General features: G+C 62.5%; 22 protein-coding genes. 15 read left to right on the forward strand and 7 right to left on the reverse strand.

Translation table 11 applies throughout. The features are described from left to right. Positions 1-90: 90 nt before the first annotated feature. Positions 91-1098, reverse strand: coding sequence for a plasmid partitioning protein RepB (gene repB, locus J7392_RS20660; RefSeq protein ID WP_247744682.1), 1008 nt, complete (start codon positions 1096-1098; stop codon positions 91-93). Further along, positions 1086-2261 carry a plasmid partitioning protein RepA gene (gene repA, locus J7392_RS20665; protein ID WP_209219212.1) on the reverse strand — a complete coding sequence of 392 codons (1176 nt, stop codon included), beginning with the start codon at positions 2259-2261 and terminating at the stop codon, positions 1086-1088. Before repA ends, repB begins: the two co-directional genes overlap by 13 nt. A 452-nt stretch (positions 2262-2713) precedes the next feature. On the opposite strand from repA, the gene J7392_RS20670 reads away from it, so the two are divergent. Genes J7392_RS20670 through J7392_RS20680 form a run of 3 tightly spaced genes read left to right on the forward strand, consistent with a single transcriptional unit; the run spans position 2714 to position 4937 of the window. Then, entirely contained in the window at positions 2714-3418 is a 705-nt protein-coding gene (locus J7392_RS20670; RefSeq protein WP_209219213.1) for an ABC transporter permease, read from the forward strand. Further along, the gene (locus J7392_RS20675; RefSeq protein WP_348540719.1) at positions 3415-4128 is read left to right on the forward strand and encodes an ATP-binding cassette domain-containing protein; all 714 of its coding nucleotides are present in this window, start codon (positions 3415-3417) and stop codon (positions 4126-4128) included. Before J7392_RS20670 ends, J7392_RS20675 begins: the two co-directional genes overlap by 4 nt. Beyond that, on the forward strand, positions 4125-4937 hold the full coding sequence (locus tag J7392_RS20680) for a substrate-binding domain-containing protein (RefSeq protein ID WP_209219214.1): 813 nt from the start codon (positions 4125-4127) through the stop codon (positions 4935-4937). The genes J7392_RS20675 and J7392_RS20680 overlap by 4 nt, the downstream gene beginning before the upstream one ends. A gap of 42 nt (positions 4938-4979) precedes the next feature. Here J7392_RS20680 and J7392_RS20685 read toward each other — a convergent pair whose 3' ends face one another. From J7392_RS20685 to J7392_RS20705, 5 genes are read right to left on the reverse strand one after another with little or no spacing between them, the layout of a single operon-like run. After that, entirely contained in the window at positions 4980-5465 is a 486-nt protein-coding gene (locus tag J7392_RS20685) for a DUF6505 family protein (protein WP_209219215.1), read from the reverse strand. After that, a complete protein-coding gene (locus tag J7392_RS20690; protein WP_209219216.1) occupies positions 5462-6178 on the reverse strand; it encodes a biotin/lipoate--protein ligase family protein in 717 nt (238 codons plus the stop codon). The genes J7392_RS20685 and J7392_RS20690 overlap by 4 nt, the downstream gene beginning before the upstream one ends. Further along, positions 6175-7245, reverse strand: a complete 1071-nt coding sequence (gene apbC, locus J7392_RS20695) for an iron-sulfur cluster carrier protein ApbC (protein WP_209219217.1) — start codon at positions 7243-7245, stop codon at positions 6175-6177. Before apbC ends, J7392_RS20690 begins: the two co-directional genes overlap by 4 nt. Before the next feature lie 5 nt (positions 7246-7250). Further along, positions 7251-7454: a DUF6494 family protein gene (locus J7392_RS20700; RefSeq protein ID WP_209219218.1), complete on the reverse strand. Its 204-nt coding sequence runs from the start codon at positions 7452-7454 to the stop codon at positions 7251-7253. Between the two features lie 25 nt (positions 7455-7479). After that, positions 7480-9444, reverse strand: a complete 1965-nt coding sequence (locus J7392_RS20705; protein ID WP_209219219.1) for a 4Fe-4S binding protein — start codon at positions 9442-9444, stop codon at positions 7480-7482. Positions 9445-9825: 381 nt separating this feature from the next. Here J7392_RS20705 and J7392_RS20710 point away from each other — a divergent pair, with 381 nt between their 5' ends. The 12 genes from J7392_RS20710 (at position 9826) to J7392_RS20760 (ending at position 20785) form a co-directional block, all read left to right on the forward strand. Further along, positions 9826-10365: a DUF3305 domain-containing protein gene (locus J7392_RS20710; protein ID WP_209219293.1), complete on the forward strand. Its 540-nt coding sequence runs from the start codon at positions 9826-9828 to the stop codon at positions 10363-10365. Then, positions 10362-10994: a DUF3306 domain-containing protein gene (locus J7392_RS20715; RefSeq protein WP_209219220.1), complete on the forward strand. Its 633-nt coding sequence runs from the start codon at positions 10362-10364 to the stop codon at positions 10992-10994. Before J7392_RS20710 ends, J7392_RS20715 begins: the two co-directional genes overlap by 4 nt. Next, a complete protein-coding gene (locus J7392_RS20720; RefSeq protein ID WP_209219221.1) occupies positions 10991-11599 on the forward strand; it encodes a molecular chaperone TorD family protein in 609 nt (202 codons plus the stop codon). The genes J7392_RS20715 and J7392_RS20720 overlap by 4 nt, the downstream gene beginning before the upstream one ends. Positions 11600-11664: 65 nt before the next feature. Further along, the gene (locus tag J7392_RS20725) at positions 11665-11877 is read left to right on the forward strand and encodes a twin-arginine translocation pathway signal protein (RefSeq protein WP_067266573.1); all 213 of its coding nucleotides are present in this window, start codon (positions 11665-11667) and stop codon (positions 11875-11877) included. Positions 11878-11978: 101 nt separating this feature from the next. Continuing rightward, on the forward strand, positions 11979-14966 hold the full coding sequence (locus J7392_RS20730; protein WP_209219222.1) for a formate dehydrogenase subunit alpha: 2988 nt from the start codon (positions 11979-11981) through the stop codon (positions 14964-14966). A gap of 12 nt (positions 14967-14978) precedes the next feature. Then, positions 14979-15572, forward strand: a complete 594-nt coding sequence (gene fdh3B, locus J7392_RS20735; RefSeq protein WP_067266580.1) for a formate dehydrogenase FDH3 subunit beta — start codon at positions 14979-14981, stop codon at positions 15570-15572. A 67-nt stretch (positions 15573-15639) separates the two neighbouring features. Continuing rightward, positions 15640-16839 carry a formate dehydrogenase subunit gamma gene (locus J7392_RS20740; RefSeq protein WP_209219223.1) on the forward strand — a complete coding sequence of 400 codons (1200 nt, stop codon included), beginning with the start codon at positions 15640-15642 and terminating at the stop codon, positions 16837-16839. Positions 16840-16873: 34 nt separating this feature from the next. Further along, positions 16874-16999: a hypothetical protein gene (locus J7392_RS24385; protein ID WP_259950196.1), complete on the forward strand. Its 126-nt coding sequence runs from the start codon at positions 16874-16876 to the stop codon at positions 16997-16999. A gap of 17 nt (positions 17000-17016) precedes the next feature. Continuing rightward, positions 17017-18372, forward strand: a complete 1356-nt coding sequence (locus J7392_RS20745; protein WP_209219224.1) for a sigma-54 dependent transcriptional regulator — start codon at positions 17017-17019, stop codon at positions 18370-18372. Between the two features lie 245 nt (positions 18373-18617). Continuing rightward, complete coding sequence (locus J7392_RS20750; RefSeq protein WP_067266585.1) at positions 18618-19376, forward strand: amino acid ABC transporter substrate-binding protein; 759 nt, start codon at positions 18618-18620, stop codon at positions 19374-19376. Between the two features lie 3 nt (positions 19377-19379). Then, the gene (locus J7392_RS20755; RefSeq protein ID WP_209219225.1) at positions 19380-20054 is read left to right on the forward strand and encodes an amino acid ABC transporter permease; all 675 of its coding nucleotides are present in this window, start codon (positions 19380-19382) and stop codon (positions 20052-20054) included. After that, the gene (locus J7392_RS20760; protein WP_209219226.1) at positions 20051-20785 is read left to right on the forward strand and encodes an amino acid ABC transporter ATP-binding protein; all 735 of its coding nucleotides are present in this window, start codon (positions 20051-20053) and stop codon (positions 20783-20785) included. Before J7392_RS20755 ends, J7392_RS20760 begins: the two co-directional genes overlap by 4 nt. Positions 20786-20822 lie beyond the last annotated feature (37 nt).

The following is a 20822-nucleotide window of genomic DNA, read 5'->3' on the forward strand; positions in this document are numbered from 1 at the left end:
AAAGTTTGAGAAGGGCCTTCCGGGATTTATCCTGGGGGGCTTTTCTTTTGTGGTCTTGGATGTGCCTCCTGTTGCTACTTCCTCAATGTCTCACGCGCGGGTCTTCTGCCAGCGGTCGTGAATCTCCTGCAAAAGCTCTTCTGCATGGGCATCGAGCCATTTATCAAAACCCTCTGCCGCGCGGGCGGGCACGGTGACCGTGATACCACGCTTGCCGCTGCGAATGTCCGCGAGCGCCTTGCCTTCCCGGTTCCGCAGCGTGCGGGGCTTGGCCGATGGGGCAGGGGAGACGGCAGACTTTTCAGGGGTCGCTGAGGCCTCTGCGAAAATCGCCTCAAACCGCTCATCCGAGGTGAACCCGTCCCAATCGGGCCGCGCCATTCGTTTTTCTGCCCGTTCTTTCGCGCCCGGTTGTTCAAACAATTTGACCAGTGCCATCCAGCGATCACGCCCGATGGATGGCGCCGACCCGATCTGACGCAGAAAGGGCAGATCGAACGCATGGCCGACCTTGAGCATCCGGCTGACCATTGGCAGGTCGATCGAAAGCGCATCCGCAATTGTCTGCCGGTCATGCCCCCCCGCATCGAGCTGAGCCGCAAAACTCGCTTTCTCGATGAAAGAGAGATCCTGGCGAGCCGTGTTCTCTTGGCCCTGCGCCATTACCAAAGCGTGGTCATCCAATTGACGCACCATCGCTTTGACCGGCATCCCAAGCGCTTTCAGAGCCTGAAGTCGCCGCCGCCCGTAGACAATCTCGAACCTTCCCGGGGTTTCCGGATGCGGCCGAACCAGAACCGGGACCTGCTGGCCATAGGTCTTCAGACTATCGTGAAGCTGTTTCTGAGCCTGCGTATCAGTCCCTAAGCGGTCTTCGACGCCGGCCATATCAATCAGGCTGCCGTCCAATTCTTGAACTGCATTCTCTTGCATCCGGTTCAACGACGACTGAAGCGCCCCAACCGCTCCGCGGGGCATAAGGCTAGGCTTGCTCCGGCTCTTACTTGGCTCTACCGCTGGCGTTTTAGGCGGCTCCGTCTTCGGAGATTTCGCCGGAGCAGATGATAGAATACCTTTACGTGCCATTACCGACCCCATGCTTTCTGGATCATGCTTTCGATCTCATCATTCACAAGATTGAGTGAATCCACCGCGCGGTCATAGGTCGTCCGATGAAACTGCGACCTGTCCACCTCATAGATGGTCTGATGAGTGAGCCCCGCATCGGAAATCGCGGTGGATTTCAGCATCGGGGCGACCATGACTTCCTCGTCAAAGAGTTGCCGCAAAAAGGATAGAACCTGCTGCTGTGGCCCGTCATTCGGCTCATAGCGATTAATGAGGAAGCGCAGGAAGTCGAACTCCATGCTTGCCCCCGCGTTAGAGACGACATCGAGCAGATCGGCGCTCATCTGAAGGAATTGCGACATGGATGCAACGTCTAGCATGTTCGGGACCACTGTGATCAGCACACCCGTCGAGGCGCAGAGTGCGGACATGGTCAGATAGCCCAATTGCGGTGGACAATCGAAGATCACCACATCGTAATTCTGCTCTACATCCTGCAAGGATGTCGCCAAACGCGCGAAAAACGGCGGCTGCGTGTTGTTAAGTAGTGCCTGAGGCGTTTCATGCTCAAACTCCTGTAGCATCAACCCGCCTGGGGCCAAATCAATGCCCGTAAAGAAGGTGTTTTGGATCACATCGGCTAAGGGGACGGGATCATCATAGCGGATCGCATCGTAGATGGTGCCGGAGTTCAGGAAATCATACTCAGGCCGATAGCCAAACAGCGTTGTTAGAGACGCTTGCGGGTCGATATCGACACAAAGCACACGGTAGCCTTTGAGGGCCAACCGCTGTGCGGCGTGGATCGCGCTTGTGGTTTTGCCAGATCCGCCCTTGAAGTTCAAAAAGGACAATACTTGCAGTTTATCCCCGTCACGACGGCCGCGTTTATAGGCGCCGCGGGTTTTAGCGGTGGATTCCAATGTCCGCCGGATCGACAGTAGATCGTCCGCACTGTAGTGCCGCCGCCCGCCGGGGCTGGTCTGGACATCGACGATCTTATTGTCGAAATGGAGTTTGCGAAGGAAGCTCGTGGAAATGCCAAGCAATTCAGCCGCTTCCCCGGCGGAGAACCGGCGCAACTCCTTGCGCGCGTCGGGCGCAAAGACCTTCAGCATGTGACTTTCCAACGCCTCGGAAAGCGTTTCCGCATTACGGCGGATCCGTGTATTGATGTGTACAGTGTCCGTCACATCTGCCCTCGCTCTCAGTAACGCTATTATTCGGTAGCGCTTTTGTTTCCGTTACTTAATGCGATTGGAGCGAAGCTTGCAATAGATTCTTGCGGAAGGAGAGGGCAAGGCGGCATTAATTATCTGGGCCAGAGGCAAAGATAGAATGCCTCATTCTGCGTAAGAGATTGTAAATAAACAGTAAAACTATTCTTGCGGCTAGAGGCACATGCCAGCCACGAGTTGGCCCCACGGGCGAGTTCGCTTGCCCTTGTTAGAGCCACATCCTTCCTTTTGCGGGAATCACAGGCGGGTCAAGTTGACCTTCTGTCCTTCTGAGCGACGTAAAATCAAACCCAGCCTGTCTCCCCGGGTATTTTCACGCCCACAGGCTCTGGCGTCCGAAGGATAGTCCTGACACTCTGCGCGGGCGATGGGGCCGCGCGCTCCTATTCGGGGGAGGCCTCCGCGAGATGGTCGATATTTGGAGCGGTATCACGCAGGCCTTTTGGCTTGTCTTTACCTTCGATACCGAGCTGGTGGAGATCGCCGGCCGGTCTCTTCGTGTCACCCTCTCTGCCTTGGCTGTTGCCTGCCTGATCGCGCTGCCCCTCGCCGCTTTGGTCGCCGTCAAACGGTTCCGTGCAAGGCGGTTGGTCATTGCGATATTGAACGCGCTCATGGGGCTGCCGCCGGTCGTGGTGGGGCTGATCGTCTATGTGGTTCTCTCCCGCTCCGGGCCGCTTGGGGTGTTCGGGCTGCTTTTCACCCCCACGGCGATGATCATCGCGCAGGTGATCATTATCGTGCCGCTCATCGCTTCCATCGCGCATCAGTCGATCCGTGAGCTTTGGCAGGAATATCATGACCTTCTAATCTCGATGAATGTCACGCAGGGCCAGAAGATACGAACTCTGCTCTGGGACTCGCGCCGCGCATTGCTGACTGCGGCACTTGCGGGGTTTGGCCGCGCGATTGGCGAGGTTGGAGCGATCATGATCGTCGGGGGCAATATCGACCATGCAACGCGCGTGCTGACCACGGCCATTGCGCTCGAGACCGGGAAGGGGGAGTTCGCCTTGGCGCTCGCCCTTGGGTTTGTGTTGATCGGGCTGGCGGTGGCGGTGAACCTCGCCATCCATTGGCTAGGCCGGACGGAGCGGGAGGGCCGGTGGTGACGCAGCTTTTTCCGATGCAAGCCAAAGCGATCGAAAGCCGCAGGCGGGGGCAGCGGCTGGTGGGGCCGATCGATCTGACGCTGGACGGTCAGGGCGCTACGGTTGTGATGGGGCCGAACGGCGCGGGGAAGACCACACTGTTGCAACTGCTGCACGGCACGGCTCGGCTCTCGGCTGGAGAGATCAAGTGGGCTTGCTCGACCGAGGAGGCGCGGCATCACCAAGCATTTGTCTTTCAGCGCCCGGTCATGCTGCGGCGGACGGTGCTTGAGAACCTCATCTACCACTTGCGCCTGCGCGGCGTGTCAAAAGCCGAGGCGCGGAAAGAAGCAGAGGAATGGGCCAACCGCGTCGGGTTAGAGCCGCTTTTGGGCCGCGCGGCCCCGGTGCTCTCGGGCGGTGAGCAGCAAAAGTTGGCCCTTGCCCGTGCGCTGATCTCCAAACCCAAATTGCTGTTTCTGGATGAGCCCTGTGCCGCATTGGACGGGCGTGCGACGCGAGAAATCGAGGCGATTTTGCAATCGGCGAAATCGACCGGCACGCGGCTGATCCTATCGACACATGACCTTGGCCAAGCGCGCCGTTTGGCCGATGACGTTTTGTTCCTGCTGGGGGGCCGTCTGCATGAGGCCGGTCCCGCAGATGAGTTTTTCAACCGACCTGAGACCGCAGAGGCTCAGGCATTTCTAAGAGGAGATATCGTAGAATGAAACATTGGATGATCGGCGCAATTTCCGCGCTGGCGATGAGCAGTGCCGCGCAGGCCGCGGATGTGATGAAGATGGCGGTGACCACCTCGTTCAACAACTCGGGCCTCGCCGACGTGCTCCTTCCCGAGATTGCGGCGGACCTTGATCTGGACGTGCAACTGCTGGTCGTCGGCACCGGCCAAGCGATCAAACTGGGCGAGGCGGGCGACGTGGATGCGATCCTCGTCCATTCGCGCAAGGCGGAAGAAGCCTTTGTCGAAGGCGGCTTTGGCAGCCACCGGACCGAGATCATGTATAACGATTTCGTCTTCATCGGGCCGAAAGACGATCCGGCGGGCATCGAAGGGTCAGAGGCGGCCACGGCTGCCCTGGGCGCAATTGCCGAGGCGGAGTCTGCCTTCGTGAGCCGGGGGGACGACAGCGGCACCCATAAGAAGGAACTGTCCCTCTGGGCCGAAGCGGGCCTTGACCCGGCGACATTCGGGGATTGGTACAACGCTGTTGGCGCGGGCATGGGCGCCGCGCTCAACACCGCGTCGGGGATGCCCGCCTATGTCATGTCGGACCGCGCGAGCTGGCTGAACTTCGGCAACAAGGGCGATCTGGTGCTGCTCTATGCGGGTGATCCGGTTCTGTTTAACCAATATGCCTATCTGCCGGTTAATCCCGAAATGCATGGCCATGTGAAAAACGATCTGGCCTTGAAGCTGGAGGATTGGCTGACGTCAGATCGCGCGAAAACCCTGATCAATGACTACAAAATCAACGGTGAGACGCTCTTTGTCTTCAACGCGGCAGAGGCTGAATAGCCTTTGTTAGAGACCATCCGCGCCCGCCGGGGCGCGGGTGGTTCATTCGGGCAGGTCGCCGTGGATCGCGAATTGCTCGAGGCCTGCGTCCTGCGGCTGGATCATGCGAAAGCTTTCGCGCACGCCTGCGTCGGTCAGTTCGCGCGCCACGGTGAGCAGGCAATTGGGCGCGTGGTCGGCGCAGAGGTCGACCATCTGCGCCAGTTCCTCTTTCGCCACGGGGCGCGCGGCATCGACCGAGGGCGCGCCGTAGTAGGTCACGAAATGCTGCGCCAGTAGGGCCGCGAGCGCCTCGACCTCGGCCTCTTCGATCTGGGTGATGGCGACGAAGGTGACGCGGCCGAAGGTCTCGAGCCCCAGCCAGCCATTGGCGAAGGCTTGGCGTGCCTTGCCGGTCAGGTCGCCTTCGGTCCAATCCGAGAATTCGAACCCGCCCGAGATACACCATTCGCCAGTGCGGGCGGGGGAGGCAAAGACGTTGCGGTCGCTTTCGTCGAAATGGATCGCGCGGGCGAGTTTGAGGGTCATGGGGCGGGCTCCAATAGGGTGGTGAGCGGGATGAGACGCGTGGTCTCTTCGTCGCGCAGTAACATGCCGAAGTCCTCGTCGACACCGATGAATGTACCGCTTTGGCCCTGCACGGACACCTGTGTGTCGAGGTCGAAGACCAACCCGCGCCATTCGGCGTGCAGTGCTTTCGGGCCGAGGTCCTCCCACCGGTTGATCCAATGCAAGCTGTGCCGCGCCCAGGATTCCACAAGCGCGGGGGGCTGGACCTCGGCGCAGCCTTCGGCATAGAGCGCGGTCTGGTCGGGGGTGAGGCCGGTCCGGGTCATCTCGGGATCGTCGGCGGGGTAGAGTGGCAGAGTGAAGCCCACGACAAGCCAGTCGGGCACCGCCTGAGCGTCAACCGTGGACGCGACCATGCGAAAGCGGCCACAGGAAGCACCGTTGACGCGGATGCCGCCGTCCCAGTCCAGCTGAACCGCCACCTCGGGCGGCGACAGCGCGCCGAGTGCATTTTGGAAACCCACCCCGCAGAGCGGCAACATCGCCACGGCGCGCGCCAGCGGCACCTCGGGGGCGAAGACCAGCGCGGCCTCGATCTCCGTCTCGCCCAGCCGATAGCAAATCAGCCCCGCGTCGCAGCCTTCGGCCGCGCGGGCGCAGGCGGCGGCGAGGGCATCGCCCGTCACCGCCTCGCCCGACATCAACGGGGGAAAGGACAGGTCTTCGCTCATGCCGCGCCGCTGTCGACCAATGTCTTGGCGATGGCGTGGAAAGCCGCGGCCTGCTTGCTGTCGGGCTGGCTCACGGTGATCGGCGCGCCACCGTCGGAGGCGAGGCGGATCTGCAGGTCGAGCGGCACTTCGGCGAGCAGCGGCACGCCCCATTTCTCCGCTTCCGAGGCGACACCGCCGTGGCCGAAGACATGCTCTTCGTGACCGCAGTTGGAGCAGACATGGGTCGACATGTTCTCGATCATGCCGAGGATCGGTACCTTCAGCTGGTTGAACATGTCGATGCCCTTGCGCGCGTCGATCAGGGCCACGTCCTGCGGGGTAGAGACGATCACCGCGCCGTCGACTTGCGCCTTTTGCGCCAGCGTCATCTGCACGTCACCGGTGCCCGGCGGCAGGTCCACGATCAGCACGTCGAGCGCGCCCCATTGCACCTGCGTCATCATCTGCTGCAGCGCGCCCATCAGCATCGGCCCGCGCCAGACCACGGCCTGATCCTCGTTGGTCATGAGCCCAATCGACATCATGGTGACGCCGTGGTTGCGCATCGGCAGGATGGTCTTGCCATCGGGTGAGGCCGGACGCCCCGAGACGCCGAGCATCCGGGGCTGGCTGGGGCCGTAGACATCCGCGTCCAACAAGCCCACGCGGCGGCCCTGGGCCGCGAGCGCGCAGGCGAGGTTCGCCGAAACGGTGGATTTGCCGACGCCACCCTTGCCCGAGGCCACGGCGATGATCCGGTCCACGCCGGGGATCTTCTGCGGGCCTGCGGGCTCGGCCTTGCGCTGCGGCTTGAGGTCCGGGGGCGGGGCCTTCTCGCTGTGGCCGGTCAGCACGATGGAGACCTTCGAGACCCCCTCGACCTGAGCCAGCGCGGCTTCGGCCTGCGCCTTGGCTTCCTCGTAGGCTTTGGCCTGCGCGGGCGGGATTTCCATCACGAAACGCACCGCGCCCGCGGCGTCCACGTTAAGCGCGCGCATCACGCCGCTGGCCACGATATCGGTGCCCGTGGCCGGATCGGTCACGGTCTTCAAGGCGGTCAGGACCGCGTCTCTGCTGGCAGTCACGTCGCTTAAGCCTCGCCCTTGTCCGCACCGGCGATGGTGCCGTCGATGGTATGTTCGAGGCCCAGTTCGGGGATCGAGATCACGGCCTTGACCGGGAAAGTCTTACCAGCGGTGTCATGCTCGCGCATGGCCTTTTCGATGGCCTGTTGCGAGGTCACGCCGACCTGCTTGAGAAACTTGCGCATCGACATGTTGAAGTCTTCGCTCATGGGTGGCTCCTGTGTTGGGGGCGGCCTAGTGGTCGCGCCGTTTGGAGAGGTAATCGTCGGTGGTGCGGGGGCGGGGCCGCTCGGCGCCCGTCATCGGATTGTTTGTGCTGTGATACTGCGCGTTGATGCGGCAGTCATCGCACATCTGGATCATTCGCAGCTTGGCCTCGTCGGCGAACATCGCATGGCTGCGCAGCTTGTCGGTGATCCGCTCGACGGTGGATTTCACGCCGAACAGGCTGCCGCATTCCACGCAGGCAAAGGGTTCTTCCTCGTTCATCACGCGCTGGCTCAGCGCCGCTTCGGTGAGATCGAGGCGCGGCGCGAGGGTGATGGCATCCTCGGGGCAGACATTGGCGCAGAGGCCGCATTGCAGGCAGGCGTCTTCCTGAAAGCGCAGCTGCGGCAGGTCCGGGTTGTCGCCCAAGGCCCCCGAGGGGCAGAGCGAGACGCAGGAGAGGCAGAGCGTGCAGGCGTCTTTGTCAACGAGCACGGCGCCGTAAGGAGCACCGGCGGGCAGGTCCAGCACCTCCGCCTCGGGGTTCAGCGCGCGCGCCGATTGGCGGGCGATCTGGCGCCGGCTGCCCATGGGGCGCACGGGCTGGTCGACCGGGGCAGGGGCCGCGCCGTCGTAGAGGATGTCGGTCAGCGCCTCTGGGTCGGGCGTGTCGATCAGAGACATCCGCGCCTCGCCCGCGATGGCGCGGGCCAGCGCGGTCTGGGTCTCGATGGCATCCCGGTCGGCCTTGGGGCCGAGGAGGAGCGAGACATGGGCGAAACCGGCGGCAAGGGCGGCGAGCGCCTCAGCATGGCCGAAGGCGCCGAGCGCGTCGAGTTCCATCGGCACCACGTCCGCAGGCAGCCCGCGCCCGTGCCGCGCGGCGAGGCGGATCATCTCGGCCCCGTGGGCGTCGTGGACCAGCAGGCGCGGCGCGTCACCGCCCGCGTCGAGATAGGCGCGCGCGAGGGTCTGGACCCGGCGCATGGTGAAATCGACAGGCGGGGCGTCATAGCTGATCGCGCCCGAGGGGCAGGCCGAGGAACAGGCGCCGCAGCCCGCGCAGATCATCGGGTCGACGGTGACGTGATCGCCGTCGGGGGTGATCGCGCCGGTGGGGCAGAGGTCGAGGCAGGCAGTGCAGCCTGTTTGCCCGGCGCGGGAATGGGCGCATAGCAGCGGCTCGGTCCGGACGTAGAGCGGTTGCTCGAAGGTGCCGGTGAGATGCGAGGCGGCGAGCACGGCTGCGGCCACGGCGGGCGGGTGGCCCGGATCGGCGCGCAGGTAGCCTTCGCGTTTCTCATGCGCGGGGAAAAGCGGCGTCTCGCCGCGCAGGTCGAGGATGATGTCGCACTGGCTGCGCGCGCCGTCGCGTGGCTCCGTCCAGGTCAGCGGGCCACGGCCCCGCGGATCGACCTGCCGCAGCGCGTCGATCACCACCTCGAACTGACCAAGTGCGCCCTTGGCGCGACGCAGCTTGCCGGAGATCAGGTCGAAATCGCGGACCTCGGGCAGGTTGTCCTCGGCCTCGGTCACCGCGTCGTCCATCAACAGCGTGACGCTGAGGTGGTCCTTGAGTTGCGCCGCCGCTTCCAGAGCCGCCGGGCCCCGCCCGACGATCAGGCACAGCCCTTCCGAGGCGACGTCGATGGTTTTTTCAGCCGGAACGCCCAACAGCGCTTCCATCGCGAGGGCGGACATTTTGGGTAGGTTGTCCCGGGGGTCATCGGACCATCCGGCCCGGTCGCGCAGGTCCAAGAGGGGGGCAGGGGGCAGGCCCAATTCCTCGGCCAATTCGGTAAAGACCCGCTCTTCTTGGGTGCAGCATAAAATCGCATCGCCCGCGGTGAGCGCCTTGGCCGCGCGGTCGATCTGGGTGGTGCAAAGGGCCGAACAGGGGGGGGAGACCGCTAAACCGCTGCGCTCGGCCAATGCATCGGAATCGATACGCTGCGACCCTGCGCAATCGCATGTTATCAATGTCTTGGCCATGAATTTTCCCTTATCTCGCCCGTCAATCCGCGGCCTCTCCGGCGGCGGCTGAGGCCCCAAGCTAGACGGGATTTGCCACCCCCTACAACCGAAATTCGCCCCGCGACCGCGTTGCGACAGGGGCGATCGGCGGGGCGGCGCGGCTGCTTGCGGCTCGGGTGATTCGATATCGGCGATTCGTCGGTTTTCCGATCAAAATACTCAAGTTAGACAAATAGGCCGAGGCGCCATTGACGGGCAGAACCGGCGGGCCATCTTGTCTCGAAAGCCGGGTTTTTCGGGCCTCGGCGCGGATTAGCGCTTCCCCCGGACCGGGCTTTCCGGCGAAGGTCTTCGAAACGGAGGAGCGACTTGATTCACAACCCGACAATGTATCGGACGATGCCCTTGGGCATTGTACTGCGGCGCGCGCCGGGTGTGACCCGTTGGGCCAAGTGGAGCTGGAAAGCGACCGCCGTGCTGCCCGGTGCTGAAAAAGCGGATTGGCGTGAGCTGCGCCGCGAGGGTGAGACCGTCGAATACCACGCTGCGACCCTCAAGCTAGACCTCCACGGCGCCGAGACCGAAGCCTATGTGCACGGGCTGGGCGCGGATGTGCCATGTGTCTATGTCGTGATGCGCCCCATTCCCGGCGCGACAGACCGTCCCTTCAAGCTCGCCCTTGTGACCGCATCGCCCTATGAGGCGCAGGACTATTGCGACAGCGCCGAAGAGGTCGTGGAAAAGGTCGCGATGACGCCGGGGCTGATTGCATGGGTGCAGGAATTTGTCGAAGAGTTCCATCAAGAGGAAGCCTTCGTCAAACGCCGCCGGGATCGTCTGCGCACCGATCGCAAGCAAGACGGTATCGGCGACCCGCGCATCGAAAAGCCCGCTGACATCTACGCCTCGCCCGCGTTGAAACGAAAGCGTCTGGCATGAGCGGTTTCTGGCAAAAGCGCCGCGCCGCCGTCGCCGCCGAGGCGGAGGCAGAAGCGCGGCTTCACGAAGCCCGCGCCGCCGCCGCCGAAGAAGCCGCGCTCGCCGAGCGCAGCGATGATGATCTCTTGGCCGAGTTCGACCTGCCCGCGCCCGAGGATCTGGTAAGCGGCGAACAGTTGCGCGCCTTTCTCAAGGCGCAACTGCCGCAACGGCTCAAGACCCGTGCGCTGCGCAGTTTTTGGAAAACCAATCCGGTGCTGGCCTGCCTTGACGGGTTGAACGACTATGATGACGATTACACAGCGGCAGCCACCGCTGGAAAGCCGGTCAACACGATCTACAAAGTGGGCCGGGGCATGGTCGCGAAGGTCGAAGAGGTGCTGACCGCCGAGGCCGACGCGCCGGAAGAGGCGGTTGAGGCAGAAGCGCCCGCGCTGGCACCGACCCATGATGTCGTCGTGCCGGGCCCGCGGCGCACCGAAACGGCTCTGGCACAAGATGCACCTTACGAGGCGCAGACGGTGACCCCCGAAGAAGACGCTGAGGCGCAGCCTGCGCCGACTCACCGCCGCATGCGGTTTCACTTCGCCAGCGATCTGGCACAGGACATGGAAGGTAGCAGCGCATGACCCAATTGGCCGCGACGCCCCTGCCCGAAGAAGACCGTCTGCGCGCGGACCTCTACAACTTCATGGGGCTGATCCTTTCCGGCCCGCCGGATCAGACCCTGCTGGATCAATGTGCCGCCCTGTCGGGCGACGACAGCGAATTGGGGCAGGGGTTCAAAGCGCTCTCCAAACTGGCCGCCAAGACCAAGCCCGCAGGCGCCGAGAGCGAGTTCAACCGGCTCTTTATCGGTTTGGGCCGGGGCGAACTGTTGCCCTATGCCAGCTTCTACCTCACCGGCTTTCTCAACGAAAAGCCGCTGGCGGCACTGCGCCAAGACATGGTCGCACGCGGGTTGGAGCGGGCGGCGAATGTGTTCGAGCCCGAAGACAACATCGCCTCCTTGATGGAGATGATGGGCGCGATGATCGCGGGCCGTTTCGCGTCCCCCGCGACGCTGGCGCAGCAAAAGACATTCTTTAACCGGCATATCGCCCCTTGGGCTGGGCACTTCTTTGCCGACCTCGAAGGCGCGAAAAACTCGGTCTTCTATGCCCCTGTGGGCAAAATTGGCCGCGCCTTCATGCAGATTGAAGCCGAAGCCTTCCGGCTGAGCAAAGACGACTAGACCGAGCGGGATGAGACAGGCGGGGCCGCGCGCCCCTGAACAAGAGACGTAACAGGAGAGAGAAGATGACACGCAAGCCAGAGGGATCCACCGACACAGCCGTTCGCAAAGATCGGCGCGACTTCCTGAAATTCGCGGGCAGCGCCGCGCCTTTGGCCGCCGTCGCCGTGGCCACCACCGGGACCGAGGCCGAAGCGGCCAAGGCGCCCGACCTGTCGTCGGACCGTATCCAAGACACCGAACACACGCGCGCCTATTACGCCGCTGCGCGGTTCTGACCAGATAACCGGGGCGCGGCCCCGAAAATTGGCAGGGCGACAACGCCCGCCGTTCAATAGCCACCTCAGGCGGGGCCAGCCCGCGCATAGGGAGTGAAGATATGTTGAGGAAAAAGACCAATGGGGTCGCGCGGTCTGCGCAGCGGACAGGCATCATGTCCGATGTGGCGCGCAGCGGTATTGACCGGCGCGCGTTCCTGCGTGGTTCGGGCCTTGCCATCGGTGGGCTTGCCGCGATCGCGAGCACCGCGGGCAGCGTGCAACAGGCCAGCGCCGCCACCGCCGCTGTCAGCGGCAAGATGGAAGTCAAGAAATCCGTCTGCACCCATTGCTCGGTCGGTTGTACCGTCATCGCCGAAGTGTCGGACGGTGTTTGGCTGGGTCAGGAACCCGGTTGGGACAGCCCCTTCAACCTCGGCGCGCATTGCGCCAAGGGCGCTTCGGTCCGTGAGCACGCCCATGGCGAGCGCCGCCTGAAGTACCCGATGAAGAAGGTCGGTGGCGAATGGCAGCGGATTTCTTGGGATCAGGCGATCAACGAGATCGGCGACAAGATGCTGTCGATCCGTGACACCTCTGGCCCGGATTCGGTTTACTGGCTGGGCTCGGCGAAGCATTCCAATGAACAGGCCTATCTGTTCCGCAAGTTCGCGGCTTACTGGGGCACCAACAACGTCGACCACCAGGCGCGGATTTGCCACTCCACCACCGTGGCGGGCGTGGCGAACACATGGGGCTACGGCGCCATGACCAACAGCTACAACGACATCCACAAGTCGCGTGCGATCTTCATCATCGGCGGCAACCCTGCCGAGGCGCACCCGGTCTCGCTTCAGCACGTGCTGAAGGCGAAGGAAGAAAACAACGCGCCGCTCATCGTCTGCGACCCGCGTTTCACCCGCACCGCGGCCCATGCCGACGAATATGTGCGCATGCGTCCCGGCTCGGACGTGGCGCTGGTCTGGGGTATCCTCTACCACATCTTCGAGAACGGCTGGGAGGATGAGGAATTCATCCGCACCCGCGTTTGGGGCATGGATGAGATCCGCAAGGAAGTCGCCAACTGGACGCCGGACGAGGTCGAGCGCGTCACCGGCGTGCCCGGCTCCCAGCTTGAGCGCGTCGCGCGGACACTGGCCAACCACCGCCCTGGCACCGTGATCTGGTGCATGGGTGGCACGCAGCACACCAACGGCAACAACAACACCCGCGCCTACTGCATTCTGCAGCTGGCCCTTGGCAACATGGGCACCGCGGGCGGCGGCACCAACATCTTCCGCGGCCACGACAACGTGCAGGGCGCGACCGACCTCGGCGTTCTGGCCGACACGTTGCCGGGCTACTACGGTCTGTCCGATGGCTCTTGGGCGCATTGGGCGCGCGTTTGGGGTGAGGATCTGGAATGGATCCAGAGCCGTTTCGCCGCTTGGACGGATGGCGCAGGCGAAGAGCAGCGCATGATCAACCTCACCGGCATCCCGGTGTCGCGCTGGATCGACGGCGTGCTTGAGGATCGTGAGAACCTCGAACAGCCCGACAACACCAAAGCGATGGTGCTCTGGGGCCACGCGCCGAACTCGCAAACCCGTCAGGGCGAGATGAAAACGGCGATGGAGAAACTCGACCTTTTGGTCGTGGTCGACCCATATCCCACCGTTTCCGCCGTTCTGCATGACCGCACCGAAGACACCTATCTTCTGCCGGCCTGTACGCAGTTTGAAACCTCCGGCTCGGTCACCGCATCCAACCGCTCGCTCCAGTGGCGCGAAAAGGTCGTGGAGCCGCTGTTCGAGAGCCTGCCCGACCACACGATCCTCTATAAGTTCGCCAAGAAGTTCGGCTTTGAAGATCGCATGTTCCGCAACATCGAGGTGAATGGTGAAGAGCCGCTCATCGAAGACCTGACGCGCGAGTTCAACAAGGGCATGTGGACCATCGGCTACACCGGGCAGTCGCCTGAGCGGATGAAGATGCACATGCAGAACCAGCATACTTTCGACAAAACCACCCTGCGCGCCGTCGGCGGCCCGGCAGATGGCGATTACTACGGCATGCCATGGCCCTGCTGGGGCACGCCCGAGATGAAGCACCCGGGCACGGCGAACCTTTATGACATGTCGCTGCCGGTGGCCGATGGCGGTCTGACCTTCCGCGCCCGTTTCGGTGTGGAACGTGATGGTGAGAACCTGCTGGCCGAGGGCGTCTATTCCAAAGGGTCCGAGATCAAGGACGGCTATCCCGAATTCACCATGCAGATGCTGATGGATCTGGGCTGGGATGGTGATCTGACAGCCGATGAGCGGCGCATCATCGAAGCGGTCGCAGGCTACGAAGCGCCTGAGAACGCGGATGATGGTCAGGCGGAAGTCGGCGAAACCTCGCAACAGGGTGAGATCGATTCCGATTACGTGGCTCAAGTCGGCGGCATCAACTGGAAGACCGACCTGTCGGGCGGCATCCAGCGGGTGGCGATTGCACATGGCTGCGCCCCCTTCGGCAACGCCAAGGCCCGCTGCGTGGTCTGGACCTTCCCCGATCCGGTGCCGAAACACCGCGAGCCGCTTTATTCCAACCGGCGTGATCTGGTGGCGGATTATCCGACCTATGACGACAAGACTTTCTGGCGGGTGCCGACGCTCTATGCGTCGATCCAAAAGAACGACTTCTCGCAGGAATTCCCGATCATCCTCACTTCTGGCCGTCTGGTCGAATATGAGGGCGGCGGGGATGAGACCCGGTCGAACCCATGGCTGGCCGAGCTGCAACAGAACATGTTCATCGAGATCAACACCCGTGACGCCAACAACCTCGGTGTGCGCGACGGGTCCGATGTCTGGGTCGAAGGCCCGGAGGGCGGCAAGATCAAGGTGATGGCGATGGTGACCGAACGTGTCGGCGAGGGCGTGGCCTTCATGCCCTTCCACTTCGGCGGGCACATGGGCGGCGTCAGCCTGCGGGACAAATACCCCGACGGGGCCGACCCGATCGTGCTGGGCGAAAGCACCAACACCGTGCAGACCTACGGCTACGATTCAGTCACACAAATGCAGGAGACCAAAGCGACTCTCTGCAAGATCATGCCAGCGTAAGGAGACAAGAGAATGGCAAGAGCAAAGTTTCTCTGCGATGCCGAGCGCTGCATCGAATGCAACGCCTGCGTCACGGCTTGTAAGAACGAACACGAGGTGCCTTGGGGCATCAACCGCCGTCGCGTGGTGACCATTCAGGACGGCCAGCCGGGCGAACGCTCAATCTCGGTCGCCTGCATGCACTGCTCAGACGCGCCCTGCATGGCGGTCTGCCCGGTGGATTGTTTCTACCAGACCGACGACGGCATCGTGCTGCACTCCAAAGACCTCTGCATTGGCTGCGGCTACTGCTTCTACGCCTGCCCCTTCGGCGCGCCGCAGTACCCGCAGGCCGGCAACTTCGGCAGCCGCGGCAAGATGGACAAATGCACCTTCTGCGCTGGCGGCCCCGAGGAAAACCACAGCCAAGCCGAGTTCCAGAAGTACGGTCGCAACCGGATCGCCGAAGGCAAACTGCCGATCTGCGCCGAGATGTGTTCGACCAAAGCGCTTCTGGCCGGTGACGGGGACATGGTCTCCGACATCTACCGCGAGCGCGTGGTCGCACGCGGCTTCGGCTCCGGCGCTTGGGGCTGGGGCACGGCTTACGAGCAAAAGGGCCAGTAACGGCTTTCGGGGGCGGCCTGAGCGGGCCGTCCCTTTTCTCCATATCTGTCTAGCCGGGGGATTTCCCATGCTGCGCCACCTGATGGCTCTTTTCATTCTCGCCTTGGCCGCGCTGCCGGTCAGCGTCACGGCGCAGGACGTGCGCCTGCCTGAGAACGCGACCCCCTCGGCCATCGACCGCGCCAGCACCGGCGGCGCGCAGAACTTGGCCGATATCGAACGGCGTCAGAACGGCGCAGAGATCGACGATGGGTTCCGGCGCAACAATCTGGGCGGCGATGCGGCCACGGTGCCAAGCCTTGGCCCGCTCGGCGGACGCTCCGACCCCGACCTCTGGCGCGGCATCCGCTATAACGAATTGCCCGTTCGCGTGAGCACGATGAACAAGACGGGCCGCGTCCTTGTCCAAGACAACGGGATGTGGTGGCAGCAATTCCGCGAAGGCCCACTTGCGACCTATGGCGCTTCGCTGCTCGCCGGGACGCTGGCCGTGCTGCTGCTCTTTTACCTTCTGCGAGGCCGGATCCGCATCGAAGGCGGCAAGGTCGGGCGCACCGTCACCCGCTTCAAAGCCATTGAGCGTTTCGCGCATTGGATGCTGGCGGGCTCGTTCATCCTGCTCGCGCTGACGGGCTTGCCCACGCTTTTTGGCCGCAAGGTCGTCATCCCTTTGCTGGGGCATGAGTTCAACTCGACCCTATTGACCGGGTCGAAGTTCATCCACAACAATGTCTCATGGGCCTTCATGATTGCGCTCGTCATGGTCTTCGTCATGTGGATTTGGCACAATATCCCCAACAAGACGGATTGGGTCTGGATCAAACAGGGTGGCGGTTTCATCGGTGACAAACACCCGCCCGCCAAGAAGTTCAACTTTGGCCAAAAGATCGTCTTCTGGGCCGTGATCCTGCTGGGCTTCTCGGTCTCGCTTTCGGGGCTGTCGCTGCTCTTTCCCTTCGAGGTCCAGCTTTTCGGGCATACGTTCAACATCATCAATGACATCGGCATGGCCGAGGCCGCAGGCTTTGGTCCGCTTCAGGGCGATCTGACGCCGCATGCCGAAATGCAATATGCCCAGCTGTGGCACGCGATCATCGGCTTTCTGATGATGGCGGTGATCTTGGGCCATATCTACATCGGGACGCTCGGCATGGAAGGCGCCTTTGACGCCATGGGCAATGGAGAGGTCGATGAGCGTTGGGCCGAACAGCACCACTCGCTCTGGCTCGATGAGGTCAAACAAGACAAACGGACCCCCGCAGAATGACGGGCGGCGGCGTTCAAACCAAAGGAGTCGCGCGATGAAAGCCATGTTGGCAGGGTTTCTGGGCGTCGCGGTGATCGGCGTCGTGGCCTATTTCGGGCTGCATGAGATAGGCTTTTCCTCCGCCGAGGTCTATTCAGGTGAAAACGTCCGGCTGGACTGACACCAAAGAGGCATATCATGGCGGCAGGCGATGAATACGGCGGCACGCTCGAAGGCGCGTCGATCCTTGTGATCGACGATGAACCGGGGATGCGCCATTTCCTCACCAAGATCTTGGAGCCGCGCGTCAAACGTGTGGCGCAAGCGGCTTCTCCTGCGGAGGCCACCAAGCTCTTGGACGAGGCGCATTTCGATGTGGTCGTGCTGGACAATGTCATGCCCGGCAAGACCGGTCTGGAATGGGTCGTCGAACAACGCCGCAAGGGGTTCTACGCCGACACGGTCCTGATCACCGCCTATGCCGACCTTGAAACCGCCATTGCCGCACTCCGGGCGGGCGTGAGTGATTTCGTGCTGAAACCCTTCCGGGCGAACCAAATCCTCGGCGCGGTGTCGCGCACCTTGGACCGCAAGAACCTGCGCCGTGACAATACCTTGCTTAGGCGCGAGTTGCAGGGTGGCACGGCGGTGCAAATGCTCGGCAAATCCGAGGCGCTGTCGAAGGTCCGCGGCATGCTCAACCGTCTGGCCCCGGTGCCGACCCCGGTGCTTTTCACCGGTCCCAGCGGAACGGGCAAGGAGTTGGCCGCGCGGCAGTTGCACCAAATGTCCGACCGCGCCGACAATCCTTTCGTCGCGGTGAACTGCGCCGCCATCACGCCGGACCGGATCGTGCCCGAACTCTTTGGCGCGGTGGAGGGGAATGAGACCCTGCAACCGGGGCTGTTCCTCTTGGCCGACGGCGGCACGTTGTTTCTGGACGAAGTGGCGCAGATGCCGGAGCAGCTACAGGCGGCGCTTTTGCGGGTGTTGGAAGACCAGCGCATCCGGCCCGACGGGGCAGAGCGGGAGATTCCGTTGAACCTGCGGTTCCTGTTCGCCACCAACGCCGACCTGCCCAAGGCGGTGGAAGAGGGGCGTTTCCGCGCCGACCTCTATCACCGCATGAATGTAGTCGAAGTCGCGATGCCGCCGCTCAAGGACCGGTCTGAGGATATCGTCGAACTGGCGGCGATGTTCATGCAGCAGTTTTCGACCGCCCTCGGCATGCCCGCGCTGCGTTTGGATGCGGAGACTTTGCTGAAACTGCGCCGTTACGACTGGCCCGGAAATGTGCGCGAATTGCGCAACTTGATCGAACGCTCGGTGATCCTCGGCAGTCTGCCCGAAGCCTTTGCGGGCCATGGCGCGGTCGATGGGCCGCGGGCGATCGAAGACCTCGAACTGGTCACGCAGCGCCATATGCTGCACATCCTTGATCTGTCGAACGGCAACCGGGCCGAGGCCGCGCGCCGCTTGGGCGTGTCGCGCAAAACCGTCGACCGCAAGCTCGCCGCTTGGGCTGCCGAAGGGTTGGATATCGAGGCGTTTTGACCGGGATAAAGCTATGCGAAACGCGCATATCTGTTCCGCATGTGGGGAATCTGGTTCAGGTTCGCAGAATATCGTTCTGTTACGTGCGTTGTGACTGGGAGGGTATTCCTACCGGGGCCGCTCCCGTAAGCCCGTTATTCCATCTGAACCGATCCTGCCCGTCAAACGTTCCTGTTTCAGCGACGGTGTTGAAGCGGGCAGCGCCCGGTGACATCTGAAGCGCAAGCGTTAGAGGAGTAAATTCAATGCTGAAACAGATCGTTACCGCAACCGCGCTCGCCGCGGTCACCGGCACCGCAGCCTTTGCCCAAGACAATGACACGCTCCGCGTCGGCATGTCGGGCGGCTATTTCCCCTTCACTTTCGTGAAGCAAGACGTGCTTCAGGGTTTTGAAGTCGATGTCATGAACGCCGTTGGCGAAGAAGCGGGTTTTGAGGTTGAGTTCGAGACCATGGCCTTCTCCGGCCTGATCGGCGCGTTGGACGCAGGCCGCATTGATACGATCGCCAACCAGATCACCATCACGCCCGAGCGTCAGGAAAAGTTCGCCTTTACCGCGCCTTATGTCTTTGACGGTGCGCAGGTCGTGACCAAAGAAGGTAACGAAGAGATCGGCGGCGTCGAAGACCTGCGCGGCAAAACCGTTGCGGTGAACCTTGGGTCGAACTTCGAGCAGCTTTTGAACGAACTCGCCTTCGCGGATGAGATCGAGATCAAGACCTATGAATCCAACATTGCCCAAGATACCGCGCTTGGCCGGGTCGATGCCTTTGTGATGGACCGGGTTTCCTCGGCGCAGCTCATTCAGGAAAGCCCCCTGCCGCTGCAACTGGCGGGCAAGCCCTTCTCTGAAATCCGCAATGCCCTGCCGTTCCAAGACAATGACGAAGGCCGCGCGCTGCGTGACCGTGTCGACACTGCGCTGGAATCCCTGCGCGAAGACGGTACACTGGCCGAAATCTCGGACAAGTGGTTCGGCACAGACATCACCAAAGCGGAGTAACCCATGCGGGCGCTAGACCTTGACTACATGCTGGGGCTGGTGCCCGTCATATTGGGCTATGTACCGCTGACTTTGTTCATGGCGGTGGCGGGGATGGTGTTCGCACTCATCCTCGCCTCGCTTTTGGCGGTCGAACGGGTTGCGAAAGTGCCCGTGCTCGACTGGCTCGTGATCGTTTTCATCAGCTTCTTCCGCGGCACGCCGCTACTGGTGCAACTGTTCCTTTTCTACTTCGGTCTGCCGCAGGTGCTGTCGTTCCTGACCAATATCAGCGGTGTGACTGCCGCCATCATGGGGCTGACCCTGCATTTCGCAGCCTATATGGCCGAAAGCATCCGCGCCGCGATCATGGGGGTGGACCGCAGCCAATGGGAGGCGGCCCAGTCCATCGGCATGACCCAAGGTCAGATGATGTGGCGGATCATCCTGCCACAGGCCGCCCGGATCGCCGCGCCGACGTTGGTGAATTATTTCATCGACATGATCAAAGGCACGTCGCTCGCCTTTACCCTCGGCGTGACCGAGATGATGGGCGCCGCACAGAAAGAAGCCGCCGGAAGTTTCCTTTATTTCGAGGCCTATCTCGTCGTCGCCATGATCTATTGGGTCATTGTCGAAGCGCTGAGCCAAGTGCAAAAGCGGCTTGAAACCTATCTGAATAAGGCGTTCGTGCGATGATTGATATCACTGGCCTGACCAAGGATTTCGGCGGCGCGCCGGTTCTGAATGGCATTGATTTGCAGATTGCCGAAGGCGAGCGGGTGGTCGTGATTGGCCCCTCGGGTACCGGCAAGTCGACCCTGCTGCGCTGTCTCAATTTTCTCGACGTGCCGCAAGAGGGGGTCATTCGCATCGGCGATGTGACCGTCGATGCCGCCAAGGCGCGCAAGGCGGATATTCTGGCGCTGCGGCGTCGGACGGCGATGGTGTTCCAGAACTACGCGCTTTTCGCCAATAAGACGGCGAAAGAGAACATCATGGAAGCGCTCGTCACGGTGCAGAAACGCCCCAAGGCCGAGGCTGAAGAACGCGCGCTCTCGGTTCTGGCTGAGACCGGCTTGGCCGATAAGGCTGACAGTTTCCCGGCGGCGTTGTCTGGCGGGCAGCAACAGCGCGTTGGCATCGGTCGCGCCATGGCGCTCGGGGCGGAACTGATGTTGTTCGACGAGCCGACCTCGGCACTCGATCCGGAATGGGTGGGGGAGGTGCTCGACCTGATGCGCGCGGTGGCAGAGCGCAAGCAGACCATGCTGATCGTGACCCATGAGATGCAATTCGCGCGCGAGATCGCGGATCGGGTGATCTTTATGGACAGCGGAAAGATTGTTGAGAGCGGTGCCCCGTCGGAGATTTTTGGCGCGCCGAAGGATGCGCGGTTGCAGAAGTTCTTGAAACGGGTCGAGGGGTAGGGTGATTTTGCCACCGGGGCCGGAATCAAGCCGCAGG

Source organism: Sulfitobacter sp. R18_1 (assembly GCF_017743915.1).
Classification (GTDB): domain Bacteria; phylum Pseudomonadota; class Alphaproteobacteria; order Rhodobacterales; family Rhodobacteraceae; genus Sulfitobacter; species Sulfitobacter faviae.